We start from the raw sequence: 24,920 nt of genomic DNA on the forward strand, positions 1-24,920 counted from the left end.
CTTAACTCCAATTATAATGAACAAATTCTTCTGTGTCTGCATTTACCTTTTGAAACCTATGTGCTCCAAAAAAATCTCTCTGAGCCTGAATTAAATTTGCTGAAGATTTTTCAGTAGTCATAGCAATCCAATAGTTATAAGCCTCATAAAAACAAGGTATTTGAATTCGATATGTTAATGCATAAGCAATAACTTTTGTGATAGCTTTTTCATTTTTATATAATTGTAATACAATCCTCTCTTCTTCCAATAACGTATCTACATTTTGCAGAACCTTACTATACTCTTTAATTTTTTCAGATTTAATAATACATCCGTTAGACCAAACTCTACATATTTCTCCTAAATTCAAGTTCCAATTATAAGATTCTGAAGCTATTTTTATCAACTGTAAACCTTGATGTAAATTTACCGTTCTCGCAAAATCATATGCTTGTGCTAATACATCTATTTCAATTGATTCATACTCCCTTTCTGACGTATTGAAAACTGACAAACGCTTTCTTTCTTCTTTATAAGATGATGTATAACGTGCATTAACTGCTGCCGTTTTTATAGTTGTAGGTATTCCTAACTGTAACGCAGCCACACTAGACCATGATCCTGTACCTTTATTACCCGCTTTATCTAAAATTTGATCTAATACATATTCACTTCCATCTTTTTCTTTTAAAATTTTAGCTGTTATTTCTAGTAAGTAACTTCCTAAATCACCTTTATTCCAATTAAAAAATACGTTAGAGATTTCTTGATAATCCATAAATTTTGAAAGTACATCATACAGTTCAGCCAATAATTGCATATCTCCATATTCAATACCATTATGAACCATTTTCACAAAATGTCCTGCACCTGAAGGTCCTATAAAATTACAACAAGACTTTCCTTCTTCATCTTTTGCTGCTATTGTTTCTAAAAATTCAGATACATGTTTATAACTCTCAATAGTTCCTCCTGGCATTAATGAAGGTCCTTTCAAGGCTCCTTCTTCTCCTCCTGAAACTCCCATACCAATAAATGAAATTCCTTTTTCTTTCACATATAATTCTCGCCTAGCTGTATTTTTATAATGAGAATTTCCCCCATCAATCAAAATATCTCCTGCTTCTAAAAATGGTAGTAAACTTTCTATAACAGTATCAGTCACATCTCCTGCTTTTACCATCATTAGTATTTTTCTAGGCTTTGCTAATGACATTACAAAGTTTTCTATTTCCGTAAACCCTCTCACTTCTTTGTGAGATTGTTCTTCTAAGAAACGTTTTACAATACCTTGCTCTTCTGATGTTTCTCTATTATAAACAGATAAAGTAATGTTTTTGTTCAGCATATTTATAGCCAAACTTTTTCCCATCACCCCTAATCCTACAATTCCGAAAGAAGATAATTCCATAGTACTTTTAATAATTTCAATAATTTGAGTTGGTTCTTTACTAATACCTATCGTTGTTCCGTAGTTCGGTGTTTCTAAGCAATCAAATTGAGATTGTAACAAATCACTTTTCATAAAATGATCTTCCCTACTTTCTAACCTGCTTTTGATTAGCTGAAAATCTCCTTTTAAGTAAAACCAGTGCACATTTTCAATACCTGAAGTAAGTATTTCTCTATAAGATTCTTTTAATGCAGAGCAGCTTAAAATGATTCCCTTTCTTTGTTTTTCATCAAGAATCTTTTTATGCAGTACTTTTAACCATGGAAATCTGTCTTCATCATTTAAAGAATTTCCATTACTCATTTTTTCAATATTAGATTTTGGATGAAAATTATCTGCATCAAAAAACGGTATATCAATTTGTTCAGACAGGAGTTTTCCGATAGTAGTTTTTCCACTTCCACTAACTCCCATTAATATAATTACCTTACTCATACACAAAACTACCTTTTAAACCTTCTGCTGAGTTTTTTCCTATCCAGATATTAAAATCTCCTTTCTCTACACCATACTTTAAATCGCTATTAAAGTATTTTAAATCTTCAACTTGTATTTTAAAACTTACATTTTTAACTTCTCCAGACTTTAACAAAATACGTTCAAATCCTTTCAATTCTTTTACGGGTCTTGTAATACTACCTACTACATCTTGCACATACAATTGTACCAATTCACTACCATCTTTACTTCCTGTATTCTTTACAGTAACTGTTGCTTCTATTGTATTTGCATCTGTTAATTTTTGGGTAGACAATTTCAAATCACTGTACTCAAAAGTGGTATAACCCAATCCATGACCAAAAGGAAAATGTGGTGTAAAACCTGCATCTAAATAATGTGAAGTATTCCCTAATGAACTTTGCCAAGCTCCAATTGGAATACTATCTATATGCACAAACTCCTCAGAAGTTGCAGGTCTCCCTGTATTTTTATGATTGTAAAACAATGGTAATTGTCCTGCTGTTTTTGGCCATGTTACTGGCAACCTTCCTAAAGGTTCTTGCTCTCCGTATAACATATCATAAATTGCAGGTCCTCCCATAGTACCAGGATGCCATGTCATTAAAACCGCATCAACATCATCAATGATATTTGTTAAGGTAATGGGTCTACCTGCCATAATCACTAACACTATCTTTTTACCTGTTGCTGCTAACTTTTTAATTAACTTTTCTTGTGCTCCTGGTAAATTAATATTAGCTCTACTATGCGCTTCTCCTGATAAAATTGCCTCTTCTCCACCAATAAACACAACTACATCAGACTTTTTAGCTGTATTTATAGCTTTTTGAAACTCATTTTCAGAAACATCTCTACTATAGCTTAACCCTTCAATAAAATTAAAATTTGCTTTTGCTTTAGTGAAAGTTGCAACAGGTGTTACTGTATGCGTTTTATCTCCATCAAAAGTCCATGTTCCTAATTGTTCTCTTGGTTTATCTGCCAATGGTCCAATTACTGCCACTTTAGCTTCTTTATTTAAAGGCAATATATTTTCTTTATTTTTTAATAAGACACTACTTTCTATAGCTGCTTTTTTAGCTAATTCTAAATGACTTTTAGCATATAAATCTCCTGAATTATTAGTATCTCTGTTAGGATTTTCAAATAATCCCATTCTAAATTTTACACGTAAAATATCTGCAACTAAATTATTGATCTGTTGTTCAGAAATTTTCCCTTCCTTTAATAACTCTTTAATATGATTCTCATAAGAAGCACTTGTCATTTCCATATTCATACCAGCATTCACACTAATTTCTGCTGCATGTTTCTCATCTTTGGCAAAACCGTGAGGAATCATTTCAATTACCGAATTCCAATCACTTACTACAAAACCATCAAATTTTAATTGTTCTCTTAAAATGTCTTGTAATAATTTTTTATCTCCACTTGCTGGAATTCCGTTTGTTTCATTAAAAGAAGTCATTACTGTTTGACTCCCCGCATCAAAAGCTGCTTTGAAAGGTGGTAAATACACGTTTTGAAGTAATTCTTTATTTATAATAGCTGTATTATAATCTCTACCACCAATAGCTGCTCCATATCCTATAAAGTGTTTCGCACAAGCAATCATACTTGTAGGATCATTTAAACTATCTCCCTGAAAACCTTCTACATATGCTTTTCCTAAAACTCCTGCTAAATACGGATCTTCTCCTGGCGACTCTGCTATCCTTCCCCATCTGCTATCACGAGCAATATCTAACATAGGTGCAAATGTCCAACGAATTCCTGAAGAAGAAGCTTCTACTGCTGCAACTCTTGACGATTCTTTCACTGTTTCTGCATTCCATGATGCCGCTAAACCTAATGGAATTGGAAAAATAGTTTTAAATCCATGAATAACATCTCTGGCAAAAATTAATGGAACCTTATTTGGGCTTTCATTTACTGCTATTCTTTGTAATTCATCTACATATTCAGTATTCATTACATTTAAAAATGCACCAACTTTTCCGTCTCTTACTGATTGTTTTAATTCATCTGACAAACCTCCTTTAACTCTACTTGAAGTTCCTCTTAAATTTAATTGCCCAATCTTTTCATCTAAAGTCATTTTTGCTAATAGCTCATTGACTTTTGCTTCTGTAGGATTATTATCATTTCCTAAAGTTTTCTTTTCTTCTTTACAAGAAATAATAACTATGATAATTAGTAGTAGATATAGCTTCTTATACATGATTTGTTTGTTATGCTTTTAATTTAGTTGTGCTGTTTGTGTTATTGATTTTTTAAAGAACGGACTCTTTACTCCTTTAAGATCTAGCTTCACCTTAAAAAGTGAACCCGCTAACGGATACTTCTCCTTTTCTTCTTTAGTCATATCTACACTTGCTGTAGTAATATATAATTCATCTAAATTTTTACCTCCAAAAGCACAAGCTGTTACATTATGCGCTGGTACTTCTATTTTTCGAATCAACTCACCTGTTTTAGGGTTATAATTTGCTACCGCATTTCCATTCCACATGCCAACCCACAACATATCGTTCTCATCTATCGCCATTCCATCAGGAAAACCATCTTTCTGATCTACATTTACTGCTACTCTTTCATTAGAAATAGTACTAGTTTTCACATCAAAGTCATAAGCTTTAATTTTACCCGTAGGCGTATCTATGTAATACATGGTCTTTTTATCTTTAGACCATACAATTCCATTAGAAATAGTAATATTATCCAACATTTTATTGGCCTGTCCATTACTATCAATCTTATACAAATTAGCATTTGGTTTTGATTGTTTCAAATGCATTGAACCCACCCATAAATTTCCATTAGGATCACATTTTCCATCATTAAAACGATTTTCAATCATATCTGATTCTACGTCAGAAAGAATTGATAATTCATCTGTTTTGGTATTTACAATGTAAATTCCATCTTCAAGTGCTACAATTGCCTCATCTTTTTCTGTGGTAGGCACTACTGTCCCTATTCTACAAGGCATTTTTATTGTTTTATTCTGATTGGTTTTAGGTGAAAAAATGTTCAACTCTTTACTTTCAATATCAATCCAATAAAATTCATTCGTTTTGTAATTCCAGATAGCTCCTTCGCCAAGTTTAGCCGGAGTTTCATAAACTAATTCAACTTTATTTAGTTTTTCATCTTTCGTTTTACATCCTGTAAAAAGGATTGAAAACAATATAAAAACACTTATTTTTTTCATGTTTTTTACTTTAAAATTTTTATAAATTGTAGGTAATCATTGTTTTTAACAGACATGATATACGACTCTTCTTGTATTTTAATTTTTTGTAAGTCTTTTACATCTCCCTTGGTATAAAATCCACTTTCATTTACACTAACAGTATTAAAGTTTCCTTTTCCATCTCCTTTTAGAAAGAGTCCATAACCAGCATCATTCCTAGGAGTCTCTACTTCTGAATTGTATAAGTTCCCAGCGATTAACACATCCAAGTTTCCATCATTATCAAAATCGTTGGCAATCATTTGTTGCACACTTGACATTTGCGCTTCAACTGGTAATTGATGTATTGTAAAAACTCCTTCATCATTCTCTAAATAGATGCTTGCAAATGATTTTACTTGATAATGCAATGCATTATCTAAATTCTTTTTTCCATACACATCAATCAATGTTGCTCTGGAAAAGTCATCGTAGTTTTTAAACTTATTTTTAATTCCAGGAATTTGTTCTGATGAACATTGTTTCCCTCTTACAGGATATTGTTTTCCTTTATTATAATAACTAAGTACAATATCTGACTTATGATTCTTATCAAAATCTTTCACATAAATATCAAATGTTTCCTCATTAGAAGCTTTGTATTTATAATTCAGCCCATTATTTCCTAAAACATAATCCACATCTCCATCATTATCAAAATCACCTTGAACGATACTCCACCACCAACCAGTAGTATCTTTTGAAAGCCCCATTTTATCAGAAACTTCTTCAAAAACACCTTTGTTATTTCTAAATACTTTTATTGACATCCATTCTCCAACAACAATAAAATCTTCCCAAGAATCATTGTCAATATCTGTAATTACCGCACTGGTTGCCATACCTAAATCAATTAACTGTGGAGCTACATTCTCTGTAGCATCTTCAAACTTCACATTTTCTTTTGTTGATTTATTTTGAAGAATAAAAGAAGATGTTGGCATTGGATATTTTTCAGGAACCTGTCTCCCTAACACTAAAACATCTTGTTTACCATCTTTATTAAAATCAAAATTGTATGCTTTAGAACCACTTACTGTTATTGATGGTATTGCTTGTGATTTTTTATAATCTCCTGAGCCATCATTTATATATAATCGATCTATCAAGCGTTTTGAACTTTCAGAAAACTCATACCCTCCACTTACAACATATAAATCTTGATCGCCGTCGTTATCGGCATCAAAAAATAATGCACCTGCATCTTCAGATATTTCATCCTCCTTAAAAGCTTTAATTTGTTTTTGCTCAAAACCATTCTCTGTTTGTACATACAACGCTGCTTGTTTACCATAAACACCTCCCATAAAAAAATCATCCAAACCGTCTTTATTAATGTCTTGTATCGCTATTACTGGACCTAATGTTGACATTTTGTGAGGCAACAAAACTTGCTTTTCAAAATCATCAAACTGATTTTCTTTATGCTTTATGGTTTTGGACAATTGATCATTGTTTACAAATAAGTTTTTACCATTTGTTTTTCGAACCACTGTCTTTTGATCAGCTTCTTTGTAATCTAATACCAGTGTTTGATTTGAGACAACATTTTTCAAGGTTTGAACATTATCCATATTCCAAACTACTTGTATACTATCTATTTTTGTTGATTGATTTACACCAAAATGAAGTTCAGGTGCTACTGAAGATTGAAAACCTCTTGTTAAGGTTAATTCCTGTACTTGTTTTTCTTTTCCTTGATACAAATTAACAACTGCTCCTAGTCCATTTGTATTTGTTTTGCCTCCTTTAAAACGAATTTTCAAATACTTTTTTGTTTCAGAAGCTTTGTTTTCATACACTGTAGCCTCTTCATCTATATTATTCACAATAATTTCTAGATCACCGTCATTATCCAAATCCCCATAAGCTACTCCGTTAGAAAACCCTTTATGAGATATTCCCCAATCTGTATTCACTTTTTCAAACTGTAAACCTCCTTTATTTTGAAACATAAAGTTATCTATAGGTTCACTCGGAATTAGTTTTGTTTTTTCTAAAAGAGAAACCTCATCATAAGCTTCTTTTCCTATTTTATTAAAAAAGTCTTTGTTGTTTACTTCTCTTCTAGTACCATTGGTAACATACAAATCTTTAAATCCATCGTTATCAAAATCAGCAAATAAAGGTGCCCAACTCCAGTCGGTTGATGAAGTACCTGTTAAACGAGAAATATTTGAAAATTGAGGAATGCCATTTTCATTATAACCTGAGTTTAACTGCAAACAGTTGTGCATATATTGATAATGAAAACCATACAAAACAGTTTCGTAAAACAATCTCGGATTCATACTAGACATATTTGCTTTTTGACGACGATTGTCATCTGAATCCATATCTGCTTGAAAAATATCTAAAAAACCATCATTATTAATATCCGCAATGTCAATTCCCATTCCGTAAAATGCCGTTTGAGAAGTTGCTTCTTTTATTACTTCTTTAAAAGTTCCGTCTTGATTATTTAAATATAAAAAATCTGGTATGCTATAATCATTAGAAACATATAAATCTTTCCAACCATCATTATTTAAATCTGCCGCTGTAACACCTAATGAAAAACTATAATTTTTTACTCCAGCTTCTTCAGAAACATCAGTAAATTTACCTTCATCATTTCTATACAATTTGTCAGATTCAATGTCTTTTACATTTTGCATTCGATTCTTATAAATCATATTGGGAGTTGATGGATGCGATATAGGATAATTTGCTATGTATAAATCTAAATCACCATCATTATCAAAATCAAAAAAAGTAGCTTGAGTTGAATTTCCTGCATCCGCAATACCATATTCCTCAGCAAGCTCGGTAAATGTGTTATCTTGATTATTTACAAATAATTGATTCTTCTTGTCTCCTTCTTTACCAGCTACAGAACAATACACATCTAAAAAACCATCGTTATTAATATCTACCATGGTTGTACCAGTATACCATCTATTATCACCTCCAATCCCAGCTTTTTTTGATATATCTTCAAAAGTTAAATTTCCTTTATTTAGATACAATTTGTTTTTCACTTGATTTCCTGTTAAAAAAACATCTAACAATCCATCATTATTAATATCTCCCAAAGAAACTCCACCTCCCATATATATTGAAGTATACTTGAAATAATTAAAACTTTCAGTTTCGTTTAAATTATTGCTAAATGTAATATTGGTTCGTTTTGAAGATACTTGTGAAAATATTTTGGTGTCTTTCTGTTTTGTTTTTTTAGAAACACATCCTACTAAGATTATAAAAAAAAGCAGTCCTACTTTCTTCATATTTTGGTCGATTTTTAACTACTAAACAATGTACAATAAAAACTTTTTATAGCACTTTGCTCCATAGATTATATAAGCTTGAAGATTTTGAATAGAATGTTTTCTCATCATACTCAAAACCTTTCAACTTATTAATTTCTAGCTTAAGTTATGGTATAAGAATATTAATAAAGCAGTATGAAACCATACTGCTTTACCAAATTTAGATTAGATTATTAATTCAAATACAATCTACAACTATGATATTTTGATTAATAACCAGGGTTCTGGTCATCAGCTGATAAAGCTGTATTCTTATCGATCTCTGATTGAGGTATTGGGAATAAGTTATTTTTAGATGTATAACCTGTACCAGATAATTCAGTACTAGCTCTGTTCCATCTTACTAAATCCCAAAAACGCTGACCTTCGTGTGCTAATTCTAAAAACTTTTCGTTTACAATAGCGTCAAATAAATCAGTTCCAGCAGTAGCAGGATTGATATCTGCTAAACCAGCTCTATTTCTAACTTTATTTAATTCTACTATAGCTTGTGGGTCATTACCTTCTTGGTTATATGCTTCTGCTGCTAATAATAAAACTTCTGCATATCTAAATAGCCTAAAGTTTGTAGTATAATTTAATTCTCGTACACCATCAGCACTAGTATCTTCTGCTTTTGTTGAATACTTAATTCTAATAGCTCCTTCGTAATCCCAAATAGCTCCTCCAGCAGCTTTAGAAGGATCTACTCCTCCTCCATTAGCTATTAAATCAGCTTCTGTCATTAAGGTTGCTCTTTGTCTATCTGTATCTCCTGCTGCTGCAAAAGCATTTGCTAATTTGCTAGTTGGTAAATTGAATCCCCATCCATTTAATAATCCTACAGATCCTACAGAGAAAATTCCGTCTCCTCTAGGGCCCATTAATTGAATATGTAAATTACTCTCATTTCTTCCTCCCCAAGCAATATTATCCCAGTTTCTACCAGTTGTTGAGATATAACCAATCTCTAACAAAGATTCTTTTCCAAACTCAGTATTTACTGACCACACATCTTCAGGTGATGCCTCTAAATCGTGTAAAGGATTATTTATTACAGCCTCAAAGAAAGGAATTGATTCAGCATATTTTCCTTCAAAAACCAACACTTTCGCCATTAAAGCCTGTGCTGCTCCTTTAGATACTCTAAACACATCTGCTACCGCTGACTTTTCAGGTAAATTAGCAATTGCATCATCTAAATCTTCTTTTATTTGTAAATAAATTTCTGCTCTAGGCTTCTTAGGAGAAGGAAAATCATCTGCTCCTGTAGGTAATACCAATCTTAAAGGAACATCACCAAACATCGTTGTTAATTCAAAATAACACCATGCTCTTAAAAACTTAGCCTCTGCCGTAGCTCTATCTTTATTACTAAGCGTACTTTCTTTTAAGTTTTCAATAACTAAATTAGAAAGTGCTATTGTTCTGTAAAAATGATCCCAAACACTTTGTATAGATACATTTGATGTTGAAACATTCATGTAATCATCTATATCTTGTAATTGAGCTTGATCTTCAGAATTCCCTCCAGCACAGTTAGCATCATCACCAGGTAATAGTTTTACTAAAAAAGCACTATGCCAGTCTCTACCATAATTAAACTGCATTAAATCATAGATACCAATTACAGCTTGTTCTACATTCTCTTCAGCTAGGAAAAATGTACTAAGGTCTTGTACATCTTCCCTAGGATTGTTTGTGAAATCTTCATCACATGCAAAAATCCCTAAGATGAATACAAATGTTATGTAAGAAAATATTTTTTTCATTTTTTTATAAATTAATTCATTAAAAGTTTAGAGAAAATCCAAAAATAGCACGAGCAGCTGTTGGATAATATCCTCTATCTACACCTATATCGTTAAATCCAAAGTTTCCAATTTCAGGATCAAGACCTTTATAATCAGTAAAGGTAAAAAAGTCATCTAAAGATAAGTAAAATCTTAGACTTTTAACATTCAAACTACTAACAGCACTCTCTGGTAAAGTATACCCTAATTGAATTTGCTTAATTCTCATATAAGATCCATCTTCAACTACTAAATCAGTATCATATGAAGCAAGTACTGGGTCACCTGCTGCAGGAAATTTAGCTACATCACCTGGATTCACCCATCTTTCTGTGAAAAAATGCAATGGTTTGTTACTTACTTGTCTTGATGGTTGATGGTATGTAGCGATGATATCATTACCTACAGTACCTTGGAACTGTAAGTTAAAATCAAAATTCTTGTATCCTAATTTCACATTACCTCCATATAAAATATCTGGATGCGGTGTACCTATAAACGTTTTATCTGCATTATTGATAACTCCATCATCATTGGTATCTACTCTAATCACCTCTCCATTTGCAGGATCTATACCTGCTGTTCTATACCCATAAAAATACCATGCTGGTAAACCTTCTGTAAATCTTGTTATTCCGTCAGGATTTTGAGGTGCACTTGCTCCTTGTAAAGAGGTTCCTTCTGGTAAAAATTTAATCTCAGTAACCTCATTATCTAGTGTAGATAAGTTAGCATTTATTTGGTACGTAAAACCACTACTCGTTTCATCAGAATATCCTACTTCAAATTCTAAACCACTATTTTCTATAGTCCCTGCATTAAATTCATTCGAATTAAATCCAGCAGAACCTGGAGTAATTAAGCTACCATCATTAATTATTAAATCTTTGGTAGTTTTCTTATAATAATCTGCAGAAAAATTGAACTTATTATTAAATGCACGTCCATCTAAACCGAAACCTAATTGTTCAGATGTTTCCCAAACTAAATTTTGATTGGCAAAACCAGTTATTTGCGCACCTGTACTTCCTAAATAATTCAACCCTAAACCTCCAACTTGATTTGTAATTGCAATAATATCTGAATTACCATTTAAGTTATTTTTACTACCATTTTGTCCCCAACTACCTCTAACTTTAAAGTAGTTTAAAAACATGTCTGCATTCCAAAAATCTTCTTTTGAAACTACCCATCCAGCAGAAAATGAAGGAAAAGTTGCTGTTCTATTATTAGAAGGGAACTTATCCGATCTATCACGTCTTACGGTAGCTTCTAAAAGATACTTCTCTTTATAATCGTAAGAAAATCTTCCATACATAGACACTAAATTATCTTTAAAAGCAATAGTTTCTGGTGAAGTTGTATCAAAAACAAATGCAGGATTATTTACGTCAAATCCTGAGAAATCTTCTACTGAAGAAGAAAAATTCCTAGTAATGTAAGCAGGAACTCTACTTTGCTCAGCTGAATATCCTAATAATACTTTAAAATTATGATCGTTTATCGATTTTTCATAAGAAGCAAAATTTTCCCATAACCATCTAGTAAAATTAATCTTAGCATCAGTAATCGTGTAAGAAGTTCTTGCTGCTTCTACACTTACGTAATACGGATTGTTGTTTTGTTGATTAAAAAATTGATTTTGTTCATATCCGTATCTTGAAGTAAAACTTAATCCTTCTAAAATATTAAACTTTAAATATGCTGTAGTTAAAAACTGATCGTTTTCATTTCTATTCTCTTGAATTGCATTAGCATATGCTACTGGATTAATAACCTCTCCAGTTGAGTATGTAGGATATCCATACACATTACCATCTTTATCTCTTAAAACTGGCACTCCATTATTCGCTGATCTATCGAATACACTAGAAGGCACTCCGTTTGTATAAGTAACAGGCGTTAATGGATCTATGATTAACATATTTTGAAGAACTCCTCTAGTATCACTATTTTCTGGAATTCCTTTTCTATCAATAAACGAAGTGTTAGAATTGATTCCTACTTCTAACCAATCAGTAATTTCACTTTTAATATTAAATCTAAATGTATTTCTTTTAAAAGTGGAATTATCTCCTACAACAATACCATCTTGATTTGTATGTGATGCAGAAAAATAATATGAAGTACTTTTTGTAGCACCTGATAAACTTAAATCATAACGTTGCATAAAAGCAGAGTCAAATGTTTCATCAAGCCAATTAGTATCTATTCCATTATCTACAACAAAAGCCTGATTACCTTCTTGCATATACGTAACAAATTGAGATGCATTCATTAACTGCATATCTGTGTTTACGAATTGAACACCTAATTGAGAGTTAAAACTTACTTGCAAATCACCTACTCTACCTTTTTTTGTAGTAATAATAACTACCCCGTTTGCTCCTTCTGTACCATAGATAGCTGCTGATGCCGCATCTTTTAAAATTTCCATGTTTGCAATATCAGATGGTGCAATATTATCAATTGTAGACACTTTCATTCCATCTACAATAAATAAAGGCTCTGAATTACCACTTGAACCTGTACCTCTAATTCTAATTCTTGCTCCTGAACCTGGTGATCCTGAAGAAGATGAAACGGTAACCCCAGAAGTACGACCTTGTAATACTTGTTCAACTCTTTGATTAGAAACACTCTTAATTTCTTTGCTATCAATACTAGAAATTGCTCCTGTTACTAAACTTTTCTTTTTGGTACCGTACCCTATTACTACTACCTCATCTAAGGTACTAGAATCTTCTACTAATGTAACATTAATTGTACTTCTACCATTAACGGGTTCTTCTTTAGTTTTATATCCAATAAAACTAAACACTAATATGTCGTTAGGCTTTACATCTGTTAATGAATAATTACCACCAAAATCGGTCTCAACTCCACGAGAAGTACCTTTGATAACAACATTAACTCCAGGCAGTTCTCCTGACGCATCAGAAACTACTCCTTTAACCGTTTGAGCACTCGCTGAGAACGATAACGATAAAGTACATACTAGCAAAAAAAATGTAAGAATATTTTTTTTCATGTTTTAATAATTAATTTGGTCTTTTTTTGTTATAAGAGTAAAATTACAACACTAAAATTATCATAATTTTAAAAATAGATGAACACTTACTTCACAAAAAAAATTGTTTCATACAAAAATAGAGTCAATATTAACTTATTATTAATATAATTTCGTCAATCATTAATAATTTTTTAATATTGTTTTGTCAAAAAACAACCAAAATGAACAAAAAAATACATCGAGAGATAACTCAATTGTCTCCAACAGATAGTTTTTTAGTCTACTACAGAGTTAAAGATGACTTCGATTTCCCTATACATTTTCACCCTGAATACGAATTGAATTTTATACATAAAGGGTCAGGTGTTAGAAGAGTGATTGGAGATCATATTGGAGAAATTAACGATTATGAACTTGTATTGGTAGGACCTAATTTACCTCACTGCTGGGAGCTTCATAATTGTACCGGTAAAGACATACATGAAATCACTATACATATACATCAAGACCTATTAGATGAAAAGCTTCTTTCTCGCAGAGTTTTTAAATCTATTAGAGATATGTTGAACAGATCTATTCATGGAATTGCTTTCTCTGAGAAAACAATAAAAGAAATGATGCCAAGACTTTTTGAGTTACCTAAAACATCTGGTATTGACTACTTTCTGGAATTTATATCAATCTTACACGACCTTTCTATCTCAAGAAATCAAAAGCTTTTATCTACTTCTTTCTCTAACTACAATAACTTTGAAAACAGTGATAAAATAAAGAAAGTATACGAGTATATTCAGAATAACTTTCAACGAAAAATATCATTAGATGAGATTTCTGAACTAGTAAATATGACTCCTGTGTCATTTAATAGATTTATTAAGAAGAGAACTGGAAAAACTTTCGTATCTTACATAAATAGTACTCGAATTAGCCATGCTAGTAAGTTTTTACTTGAAACTGATTTAAGCATTGGAGAAATAGCCTACAAGTGCGGTTTTAATAACCTTGCAAACTTTAATAGAATGTTTAAAAAATTAAAGAATAATACGCCTAGTGAATTTAGAACAGAATTTAACGGAATTCAAAAAACACTGTAGTACGAATTAATCATTTTAAAGACAAAAATTAACCTTAGAAACAAAAAAAATACCAATTTTTGATTATTTTGAACGCATCTTTTATACCTCGTCTATCATAATTTTGTATCACTTGTTTCAAAAATAAACAAACAAACAACACCATGAATTATAAAACAAAGCAAGTTATTACTGTATGCGGTATCGTTCTGTTTCTTTTTGGATGCTCAAGTGATCAAAAGAACAAATCAATGATAGATACTAAAAACGCCACCGTAAATGAGAAGGTAACATCACTTCTTTCTAAAATGACTATTGAAGAAAAAGTTGGTCAAATGAATCAATACAATGGTTTTTGGGATGTTACTGGTCCTGTTCCTGAAGAAGGAAACGCTAAAACAAAATACGAACACCTTAGAAAAGGTTGGGTAGGTTCTATGTTGAATGTTAGAGGTACTGAAAACGTTAGAGCTGTTCAAAAAATTGCCGTTGAAGAAACCAGATTAGGAATTCCCTTAATTATAGGATTCGATGTGATACACGGATATAAAACTTTAAGTCCTATTCCACTAGCTGAATCTGCCAGTTGGGATTTAGAAGCCATTGAATGTTCTGCTCGTGTAGCTGGTACTGAAGCTGCTGCTTCTGGTATTAACTGGACATTTGCTCCGATGGTTGATATTTCAAGAGATGCTAGATGGGGAAGAGTTATGGAAGGTGCTGGTGAAGACCCTTATTTAGGTTCAAAAATTGCAAAAGCAAGAGTAAAAGGTTTTCAAGGAGATGATTTATCAAAAAATAATACGATTGCTGCTTGTGCTAAGCATTTTGCAGCCTATGGTTTTTCTGAATCAGGAAAGGAATATAACTCTGTAGATATTGGTACTTCAACTTTATACAATACAGTACTACCTCCTTTTAAAGCTGCTGTTGATGGCGGTGTTAGAACTATCATGAATTCTTTTAATGAATTAAACGGAGTACCTGTTACTGCTAGTAAATTTTTACAAAGAGACATTTTAAAAGATAAATGGAACTTTGACGGTTTTGTTATTTCTGATTGGGCTTCTATTAATGAAATTATTATTTGGGGACATGCAAAAGACAAAAAAGAAGCTGCTAAATTAGCTTCAATTGCTGGTTCTGATATGGACATGGAAGGTTATGTATACATTAGAGAATTGGCTAACTTAGTTAAAGAAGGCGTTGTTAAAGAATCTATTTTAGATGATGCTGTTAGACGAATTTTAACTGTAAAATTTGAATTAGGTTTATTTGATGATCCATATAGATATTGTGATCCTGAAAACGAGAAGAAAAGTATTGGTAACAAAGAGCACATGGATGCTGTATTAGATGTTGCTAAAAAATCAATTGTACTTCTTAAAAACGAAAATAACTTATTACCTCTAAAGAAAAAAGGTCAAAAAATAGCTTTAATTGGTCCTTTAGCAGATGATAATAATAGTCCGCTTGGTAGCTGGAGATTAGGATCTGATGACAATACTGCTGTTTCTGTTTTAGAGGGTATGAAAAACTACAAAGAAAACACCTTAGTATTTGAAAAAGGCCTTGACTTATTTACTGGAGATGTTGCTTTTACCCAACAAGTAAACGTAAACACTACTGATGACTCTAAAATTAGTAAAGCTGTTGCTGCAGCAAAAAGTGCTGACGTAGTGGTGATGGTTTTAGGTGAACACGGATTTCAGAGTGGTGAAGGAAGAAGTAGAACTAAATTAGACTTACCTGGTTTACAACAAGAACTTTTGGAGGCTGTTTATAAAGCAAACAAAAATGTAGTTTTAGTACTTAATAATGGTCGTCCTTTAGCTATTGAATGGGCTGATGAAAATATTCCTGCTATTGTAGAAGCATGGCAATTAGGTACACAATCTGGAAATGCTATTGCTGAAGTTTTATACGGAGATTACAATCCGAGTGGTAAACTTCCAATGAGTTTTCCTAGAAATGTAGGACAGGTTCCTATTTATTATAATTATAAAAATACTGGACGCCCAAATACAGAACAACATGTATTTTGGTCGCACTATATAGATTCAGAAAAAACACCTTTATATCCGTTCGGGTACGGTTTAAGCTACACTACTTTCGAGTACAGTAACTTAACTATTAAAGGAGGTGAAACTTTTTCTGTAAATGATACTATTACCGTTACTGTAGATCTTAAAAACACAGGAGATGTTGATGGTAAAGAGGTTGCTCAACTATACATTAGAGATTTAGTAGGTAGCGTAACAAGACCTGTTAGAGAACTAAAAGGTTTTGAATTGGTTCCTCTTAAAGCTGGTGAAAGTAAAACTCTTGAGTTTACGCTTTCTAAAAACGAGTTAGGTTTTTACGATAATGATGGTAATTTTATGGTAGAAGCTGGTGATTTTAAAGTTTTTGTTGGTGGAAGTTCTACCACTAAACTTGAAAAAAGTTTTGAATTAAAAAACTAATAAAGGGCTTATAACTCTTAATTGGTCATAATCTAATTTTATATAGTTTTCCAAAAAACACTCTTTAGAAAAGAGTGTTTTTTTTGTTTGAATAACGGGGCGTAAAAAGAATGGTTTACTTCAATTGTCGCTATGTATAGAATCTACTCCATCCCAAAACGTCTTTGCGAGCGAAACGCAGTGGAGCGAAGAAATCTTTAACTTTTAAAACTTGAAATAGAATTGCTAACTAACAAAAAACGGATTGCTTTACTTAGATTATTACTCAATTCCTTATCGTGATGACATTTCTGAACGTCTTTGCGAGCGAAACGCAGTGAAGCGAAGTAATCTGCTAATTCTATTATACTTTACCTCTACTCATTTCTATCATCTTTTTAAAAACATAGACAGTAAACTCGTGCTTTTTTAAAAAAAATGAATTTTTAATTAGTTTAATTGTAAGATTAATAATTTAACACGACTGTTGTAATACATTATTTGAATTAAAGAAAAGAAGTTGAACCTGAGGGGGGGGGATTCTTCTTTTCTGTTTCGAACTCTACTCTCTCTTTATAATCACCTATTAATAAAGACTATGTTAGTTTTTTAATGCATGATATTTTTTTACATGTACTAGTAGTTATTAAATAATATGTATACCTAATTTTACAAATAAAAACTACTTCCTTGCTTTTACTCACTCAAAAACAACCTTTACTCATTCTTTCTTTATCTTGTTAAAAAGTGTTAATACATTTGAATACAGATTAAAGTTAAAAAAGCATGAAAAAAAAATCTACTATTCTATTTTTCTTCTTTCTACTAATAACAGTTTCTATGTTTTCTCAACAAGGAATTGTTACTGGAACCTTAGAGGACGAAGATGGTCCATTACCTGGTGCATCTGTTACTATAAAAGGAACAAAACATGGAACTGAAACTGACTTTGATGGTAATTATAGTATTAAATGCAATGTTGGAGATATACTTATAATTTCATTTGTAGGAATGGAAACTCAAGAAGTTAGAGTTACACCAGATATGTTTAATTCCACAACCTCAGAAACTGTTCAAATTTCTTATGTAGCCACAAAAAAAGCACAAACTGATGCTTATAAAAAAGCGATTCAAAAATTTAAAAAAGATACCATTGTTCAAATAAATACTTCTGAAAGAACTTATAATTCTACTCCTTTTTATTTTGAATTTGAAAGAATTAAAAACATACAAGTAAATGAAGAGGATGTATTTCTTACTTATTTTAAACCAGATATTTTCTTTGAAATTGATTTTGAATCTAATATTGGAATCCAATTTATTAAAAACAGCAATCTACACAGTTTACAAAATTCTTTTAGTCAAGGTTATTCATTAAACAACACCTTCACTTATTTAGCACCTGAAACAAATACTGTTTTTTCATATGGTCCTGAATTAAATACTCTTAATTTTGATGGTAGTGCATATAGCTATGATATAAATGGAAGGTTAATTGTTAATGGAAACGGCAATAAACCTATACCCTACAACAACTCTTTGTTTAAAACCAGCATTAATAATTATAATAGAGTTTCTTTTGCTGTAAACAATAATAAACATCACCTAAAGTTTAATTTTTCTAATAAATACACTAGTGATATTTTTAATAGAAACTTAAACTCTAATAATAAACTAGCTATCAATTATAAATTAGGAGAAGAATACAACAAAAACTGGTCCTCTTCTATTAATTATCAAACCATTAAAAACAATCAACCAAATATTAATGGTTTTTATAACAATCTAATTTTAAATTCATGGAGCACACCTATTTCTTTTAGTAATAGTCAAGGTGATAAGCTGCTAAATAATACACAACGAAGTTTTAGTAATACTTTTAATAACCCAGAGTGGTTATTAAATAATCATAGCAATAAGAACACTACAACCTCTTTTATAGCAACTATTAAAAATAAAAGTAATATTGATTACGACATTCAACTTAATAGTAGTTTAAGTTATAATTACAGTAATGATTTACAATACTTTGGATTACCTGTAGGTACTGTAGGTTTTGATAATGGTTTTTTAAGTACTAAAAAAAATATACTACAAAATATAAATGCCAATGTTAATTTTGAATATGATATTGATTATACGTTTAAAATAAAATCAATTGTAAATTATAATTATGAGCATTTAAACTTTGGTTTTGAAGAGTTTTCTAATTTCAGTTCTTTTCCTTTTAACAATGCTATGACTAAAAATTCAAATGATAAAACTATTTTTAGAAATAAACTTCAATTACTTAATCAACTACAAATTAATATAGATAGAATTTTAAATCTTAAATTAACGAATAATTCTTACTACTCATCTATCCAAAATAATGCTTGGTTTTTATCTTCTTTTAATGCCGAATTGAATTTACGAAATTGGTTAAAAATGTATGATATTAATACATTTACAATAAGTGCCAATGCTTCTTTTGATATAAATGATGCTTCATTGTATTTTAATAATCAAAATCATAATAGTTTAATTATTACTCCACAACAAAGTGCTAGTTACACTACTAACAATGACTTATTTATACAACCAAATCTTGACCTAGAGAAAAAAGAGCTTTATGAAATTAATGCTGCATTTGAGTTTCCTCTTTTTAATTATAATACTTCTATTAACTTTTCGTATTATAACTCAACTACAAAAGGTAGTGTACATCCTATTTTAAGCAACAATACTTTTACGCTAGATAATGTTGCTGATATAAAAAACACAGGATTTGAATTTATTATAAACTCTAATATAGAGCTTGTTGATGATTTTTATTACAAACCCATTATCTCTTTTTCTACCTACAACACAAAGGTTTTAAAACTATTAAATACTACAAAAAGAATTCCTACAGCAGGGTTTTCAAGTGTTTCTGAAAATTTAATTGAAGGACAACCTGCAGGAGTAATTGTAGGTTCGGCTTATGAAAGAGATGCTAACAATAGAATTATTATAGGTGATAATGGCTTTCCGTTAGTAGCAACAGCGCCTAAAATTATAGGAAATCCTATTCCTGATTTTTCTATTGGTTTTCAAAATAATTTTACATGGGATAGATTAACTTTTGCTATTGACTTAGACATTCAAAAAGGTGGTGATATTTGGAATGGTACACAAAACGTTTTAAACTATTTGGGAACTTCAAAACAATCTGCTACAGAAAGAACTATTACTGACTTTATTTTTAATGGTGTAAATACACAGGGTAATGAAAACTCAATACCTGTTGATTTTTACAACCCAAATAATTCTATAATTGAAAATAGATTTGTTAGGTACGGTTTTGATGGTATTGCTGAAGAAGCTATAGTGGATGCTAGCTATATAAACTTACGAACCATAAACGTAAATTACCAACTTATAAGAGATAAAAACAAACGCTTTTTTAGAGAATTAACGTTAGGTTTTTACGCTAATAATATTGCTACTTGGTCTAATTTTAATGGGCATTCACCTTACAGTACTTTATATGGAAATTCTGGTACTAGATCATTAAACTTTTTTAACATTCCATTACAAACTGAAATAGGTTTTAACTTATCTTTAAAAATATAACGCATGAAAAAGTTACCATTTATAAAAATTATTTTTTTGCTTTTTATTTTATGTTTCATAGGCATAAAAGCGCAAGAAAAAAGGAAAACTATTTTAGAGAAAATATACACGCAAACTGATCGTTCTTTTTATTTTCCTGGAGAAACTATATGGTTTAAATCGTACATTGTACAAGCTGAAAACACCATTTCTACTCTTAACGATATTATGTACGCTGAATTAATATCGCCTAATGGAAGTGTAGTAAAAACTATAAAACTTGCTATTAATGATGGTTATACTTTTGGTGATTTTGATATTAAAGATGATTGGATTGGGGGCGTTTATAAAATAAGAACCTACACTAACTCGATGCGAAATAATGGAGATATTTCTTTTTTCTCTAAAAAAATTACCATTCAAAAAATTGTAAAACCAAACCTGCTTCTTTCATTAGAATTTGAAAAAGAAGGGTATGGAAAATCAAATTTAGTTAGAGCTAATTTTAAAGTACATGATTTAAAAAACAATCCACTTATTAACTCTAAAATCAACTATACTGTTTCTGTAAAAGGAAATCAAATTTTATCAAACAACAGTACTACAAACAATCAAGGAAAAACTGTTATAGAGTTTAAACTTCCTGATGATTTAAACACTAGAGATGTTGTAATATTGGTTACAGTACCTTACAAAAGTACTACTGAGGCTATTTCTAAAAATGTACCTGTTGTAATAGATACATTTGATTTACAGTTTTTTCCTGAAAGTGGAAAATTACTTCCCAATATTTCTAGTAAAGTAGCTTTTAAAGCTGTTGATGAATTTGGAAAACCTATAGATATTGAAGGTAATATTACCAATCAACATGGTACTGTTATTAGCTCTTTTAGTAGTTTTCATAATGGAATGGGAACATTTAACCTTACTCCTGTTAATAATGAAACTTACTATGCTAATATTAAAGTACCTTTTATTTCTACTAAAAAAATAGCATTGCCAAAAACAGCTAAAAAAGGTGTGAATTTTAAAGTAGTATCTGATAGTTTGTATACTAAACTTACCATACACAATAGTACTGATAAAAAATTATTTTTAACTGTTTCTAATTCATACAATACATTACACACTCGTAGTATTACTAATAACTTAGAGATTATTAATACTCAAAAATTTCCTATTGGAATTACTAAATTTAAAATTACAGATACAAATAACAATCCATTAGCTGAACGCTTGGTATTTATTAATCAGCATAAGCAGTTAAACATAAAAGTGCAACTTGATAAAAAAGTATATGATACTAGAGAAAAGGTAAAAGCTACTATTATTACAACAGACAAAGAGAACAACCCAATACCGGCAAACCTTTCTGTTGCTATTGCTGATAATAAATTGGTTTCATTTGCTAATGATAAACAAGATCATATTTTATCGTACTTATTATTATCATCAGAATTAAAGGGAAAAATATACAAACCTGAATTCTACTTTAACTCTAAAGAAGAAAAATCGTATGAAGCCCTAGATTATGTGATGCTTACTCATGGCTGGAGAAACTATATTACCAAACCTTTGAGTATTGAAAATTTAAAATACAATCCTGAATCATTAACTATAGAAACTGGTCAAATTATAGATAGTAAAGGAAATCCTACACAAGCAAACTTATTATTATTTGACGAAGAAGGAAGTAAAGTAGCTGTTTTTAAAACAAATAAAAAGGGATGGTTTTCTTTCAAAAAAAGTAATAACACTCGTTTAGTCTTATTGGCCTATACTGAAGATAAAAAAAGACTTACTTTTCATGATCATAAAACTATAGTGGGTTATATAAATACTGAGAATTCAAACTCAATTACCCATAAAAAACAATCAATCATAAATCCGTCAACTTCTAAGTTTAAACAACCTATTCGTAAAAAAACAATAAAAAAAGGGTCTAAAAACATTTCGCTTAGTTCAGATAAAAGTCAGCTAGATGAAGTTGTTATTGTTGGTTATGGAACGTCTAATAAACGAAACTCTTCAGGCGCATCTGTAGCTTTTATCACTTCAAAAGAAATAACTAATAATAATTCTTTAGATCAATTATTACAAGGTAAAGTTTCTGGTGTTCAAATAAGTGATAAATACAACACATCACCAAACATATCAATTAGAGGTAGTCAATCTATATCTGGTAACAGCGAACCTTTATTAATTATAGACGATGTATTATACCCTAATTCTTCTAATTTTTTACACAACTTATCTCCTAATGAAATAAAATCTGTTTCAATTTTAAAACAAACAGCCGCTACTTCTTTATACGGTAGCAATGCTTCAAACGGAGTAATAGTTGTAGAAACAAAAAATAAAGTTTTTAATGGTAATTGGTACAAGAAAAAAATTAACAATAAAAAATTTCACAACTATTCTATAAAACTTTTTAACCCAAACTACAATACTTCCAATCAGTATTATTTAGGCAAAGAATTTTATATTCCAAAATATGAAGGAAAAGAACTACCTAAAGAACGTAGTGATTTTAGACAAACCATTTACTGGAATCCTGTTATACAAACAGATGAATATGGTAAAGCTGAATTTGAATTTTACAATTCAGATGCTATTACTTCTTTTATAATGACTGTTGAAGGAATTGGCTACAATGGTTTATTAGGTAGACAACAACATAAATATGCTACTAAAAAACTATTGAGTGTAGATTTTAAAACACCTAATTATATGGTGTTAAACGATACTATTACTTTACCTGTTACAATTACTAATGAAACTAAAACAAAGAAAAACATAAAGTTGGCAATTGCTTTGCCTAAACATTTAAAATTTCAAGGTTCTTTTAATAAAGAAATTTTTGTAAATGCTAATAGCTCAATAATAAAAAATATAAAAGTAATTCCTTTTGCTAAAGGGAAAAACAAAACAATTGAAGCATCTATCACCTCTACTGGTTTTTCTGATGTGATAAAACGAAAAACAACCATAGTTTCTCCTTATTTTCCTACTAGAGTTTCTGTTTCTGGATCAAAATCAGATGCTTTTAACGTTCAACTAAATAATATTGTTAATAACAGTATTCAGGCTGATTTTACTGTGTATACAGATGTAATTGGTGATGTAATGAACGGAATTGAATCTATTATTCGTGAACCCTACGGTTGTTTTGAACAAGTGTCATCAAGTACATATCCGAATATTTTAGTATTAAAATATTTGCAGGAAACAAATAAAAGCAATCCTGAAATAGAAGCAAAAGCACTTGAATACATTAAAAAAGGATATAAGAAGTTAGCGGCTTATGAAACCTCTAAAGATGGTTTTGAATGGTATGGTGCAGCACCTCCACATGAAGCTTTAACGGCTTATGGTTTGTTAGAATTTACCGAAATGAAAGAAGTTTTCAATGGGGTTAGTGAACCTATGCTACAACGTACTATTAAGTATTTACTAAGTAGAAAAAATGGAAAAGGCGGATTTAAACAGAATCGTGGAAAATATGGTTTTTCTGCGGCTCCTGAAAATGTTAATAACGCCTACATTGTATATGCTATTAGTGAATCTAAGATTGAAGCTGATATTCAAAAAGAATATAACACTACGTTTACCGAAGCTTTAAAAAGTAATGATGCCTACAGAATGGCATTGCTTGCTTGTGCAAGTTTTAATTTGAATAAAACCGCAAATGCAAAACTATTAATAGATAAAATTAAAGCGAATATTAACGAATTTCATTTTTCTAAACTTCCTGTTGATGATACAATTACTAGATCTTATGGTAATGCTAAAAGTATAGAAACGGTTGCTTTTACCTTATTAGCTTTATTGAAAGAAAATGAACCTGATGATTTTTTAATTACTCAAGGAATTGAATATTTAGTGAACCAACGTAAATATGGACGATTTGGTTCTACCCAATCTACTTCAATGGCTTTAAAAGCATTAATTGAGTATACGAAAACTCAAAAGAATAAAATGATTCAGCAGAATTCTTTACAACTTAGTATTAATGGTAAAGAAATAACTAAAGATTTATTAAATACAGTAAATGGTAAAGTTGAAATTAAAAATATTGAATCGTATTTTACTAAAGGGAATCAAAATATTAAAGTTCAATTTTCTGATATTAAAAATACCTTTCCGTATTCATTAAATATAACTTATGATAGTTTTTTACCTGATTCATCTACTGAATGTCCTGTTCTTTTAAAAACTTCTATTACAGATAAAAAATATAAAGTTGGTGATAATGTAAGTATGTCTATTAAGGTAAAGAATAAAAAGAATAAACATTTAGGTATGGTTACTAGTATTATTGGTATTCCTTCTGGTACCACTCCTCAAGCTTGGCAACTAAAAGAACTGGTTAAGCAAAATAAAATTGCTTATTACGAAATTTTCGATAATTACCTAGTGTTTTACTGGCGTTCTTTAAAAGCCAACGAATTAAAAAATATCCGTTTAGATTTAAAAGCTGACATTGCTGGTAATTATAAAGCACCTGCTAGTGCTGCGTATTTGTATTACGGTGATGAGTTTAAACACTGGATTGAGGGAAATGTTTTAAACATAAATAATTAAAACCTTTTATCGGTAATT

Annotated in this window: 10 protein-coding genes; 4 read left to right on the forward strand and 6 right to left on the reverse strand. The window is 30.5% G+C overall.

Annotated features, from left to right (window positions below):
* Nucleotide 1 precedes the first annotated feature (1 nt).
* From gndA to EYW44_RS14100, 6 genes are all read right to left on the reverse strand, one after another.
* On the reverse strand, nucleotides 2-1,870 hold the full coding sequence (gndA, locus tag EYW44_RS14075) for an NADP-dependent phosphogluconate dehydrogenase (protein ID WP_132724309.1): 1,869 nt from the start codon (nucleotides 1,868-1,870) through the stop codon (nucleotides 2-4).
* Nucleotides 1,863-4,118: a glycoside hydrolase family 3 N-terminal domain-containing protein gene (locus EYW44_RS14080; RefSeq protein WP_243643666.1), complete on the reverse strand. Its 2,256-nt coding sequence runs from the start codon at nucleotides 4,116-4,118 to the stop codon at nucleotides 1,863-1,865. Before EYW44_RS14080 ends, gndA begins: the two co-directional genes overlap by 8 nt.
* 18 nt (nucleotides 4,119-4,136) lie before the next feature.
* Nucleotides 4,137-5,111 (reverse strand): SMP-30/gluconolactonase/LRE family protein, encoded by a 975-nt coding sequence (locus EYW44_RS14085; protein WP_132724311.1) that lies wholly within the window; start codon nucleotides 5,109-5,111, stop codon nucleotides 4,137-4,139.
* A 5-nt stretch (nucleotides 5,112-5,116) separates the two neighbouring features.
* Nucleotides 5,117-8,401 carry a VCBS repeat-containing protein gene (locus EYW44_RS14090; protein ID WP_132724312.1) on the reverse strand — a complete coding sequence of 1,095 codons (3,285 nt, stop codon included), beginning with the start codon at nucleotides 8,399-8,401 and terminating at the stop codon, nucleotides 5,117-5,119.
* A gap of 251 nt (nucleotides 8,402-8,652) precedes the next feature.
* Nucleotides 8,653-10,194: a RagB/SusD family nutrient uptake outer membrane protein gene (locus EYW44_RS14095; protein WP_132724313.1), complete on the reverse strand. Its 1,542-nt coding sequence runs from the start codon at nucleotides 10,192-10,194 to the stop codon at nucleotides 8,653-8,655.
* Between the two features lie 19 nt (nucleotides 10,195-10,213).
* Nucleotides 10,214-13,246: a SusC/RagA family TonB-linked outer membrane protein gene (locus tag EYW44_RS14100; RefSeq protein WP_132724314.1), complete on the reverse strand. Its 3,033-nt coding sequence runs from the start codon at nucleotides 13,244-13,246 to the stop codon at nucleotides 10,214-10,216.
* 203 nt (nucleotides 13,247-13,449) lie between these two features.
* On the opposite strand from EYW44_RS14100, the gene EYW44_RS14105 reads away from it, so the two are divergent.
* From EYW44_RS14105 to EYW44_RS14120, 4 genes are all read left to right on the forward strand, one after another.
* Complete coding sequence (locus tag EYW44_RS14105; protein ID WP_132724315.1) at nucleotides 13,450-14,322, forward strand: helix-turn-helix domain-containing protein; 873 nt, start codon at nucleotides 13,450-13,452, stop codon at nucleotides 14,320-14,322.
* Between the two features lie 143 nt (nucleotides 14,323-14,465).
* On the forward strand, nucleotides 14,466-16,766 hold the full coding sequence (bglX, locus tag EYW44_RS14110) for a beta-glucosidase BglX (protein WP_132724316.1): 2,301 nt from the start codon (nucleotides 14,466-14,468) through the stop codon (nucleotides 16,764-16,766).
* 765 nt (nucleotides 16,767-17,531) lie between these two features.
* Complete coding sequence (locus EYW44_RS14115; protein ID WP_132724317.1) at nucleotides 17,532-20,339, forward strand: carboxypeptidase-like regulatory domain-containing protein; 2,808 nt, start codon at nucleotides 17,532-17,534, stop codon at nucleotides 20,337-20,339.
* Between the two features lie 3 nt (nucleotides 20,340-20,342).
* Nucleotides 20,343-24,902 (forward strand): TonB-dependent receptor plug domain-containing protein, encoded by a 4,560-nt coding sequence (locus tag EYW44_RS14120; RefSeq protein ID WP_132724318.1) that lies wholly within the window; start codon nucleotides 20,343-20,345, stop codon nucleotides 24,900-24,902.
* Nucleotides 24,903-24,920 lie beyond the last annotated feature (18 nt).

The sequence above is a fragment of the Tenacibaculum sp. M341 genome (assembly GCF_004337695.1).
Lineage (GTDB): Bacteria > Bacteroidota > Bacteroidia > Flavobacteriales > Flavobacteriaceae > Polaribacter.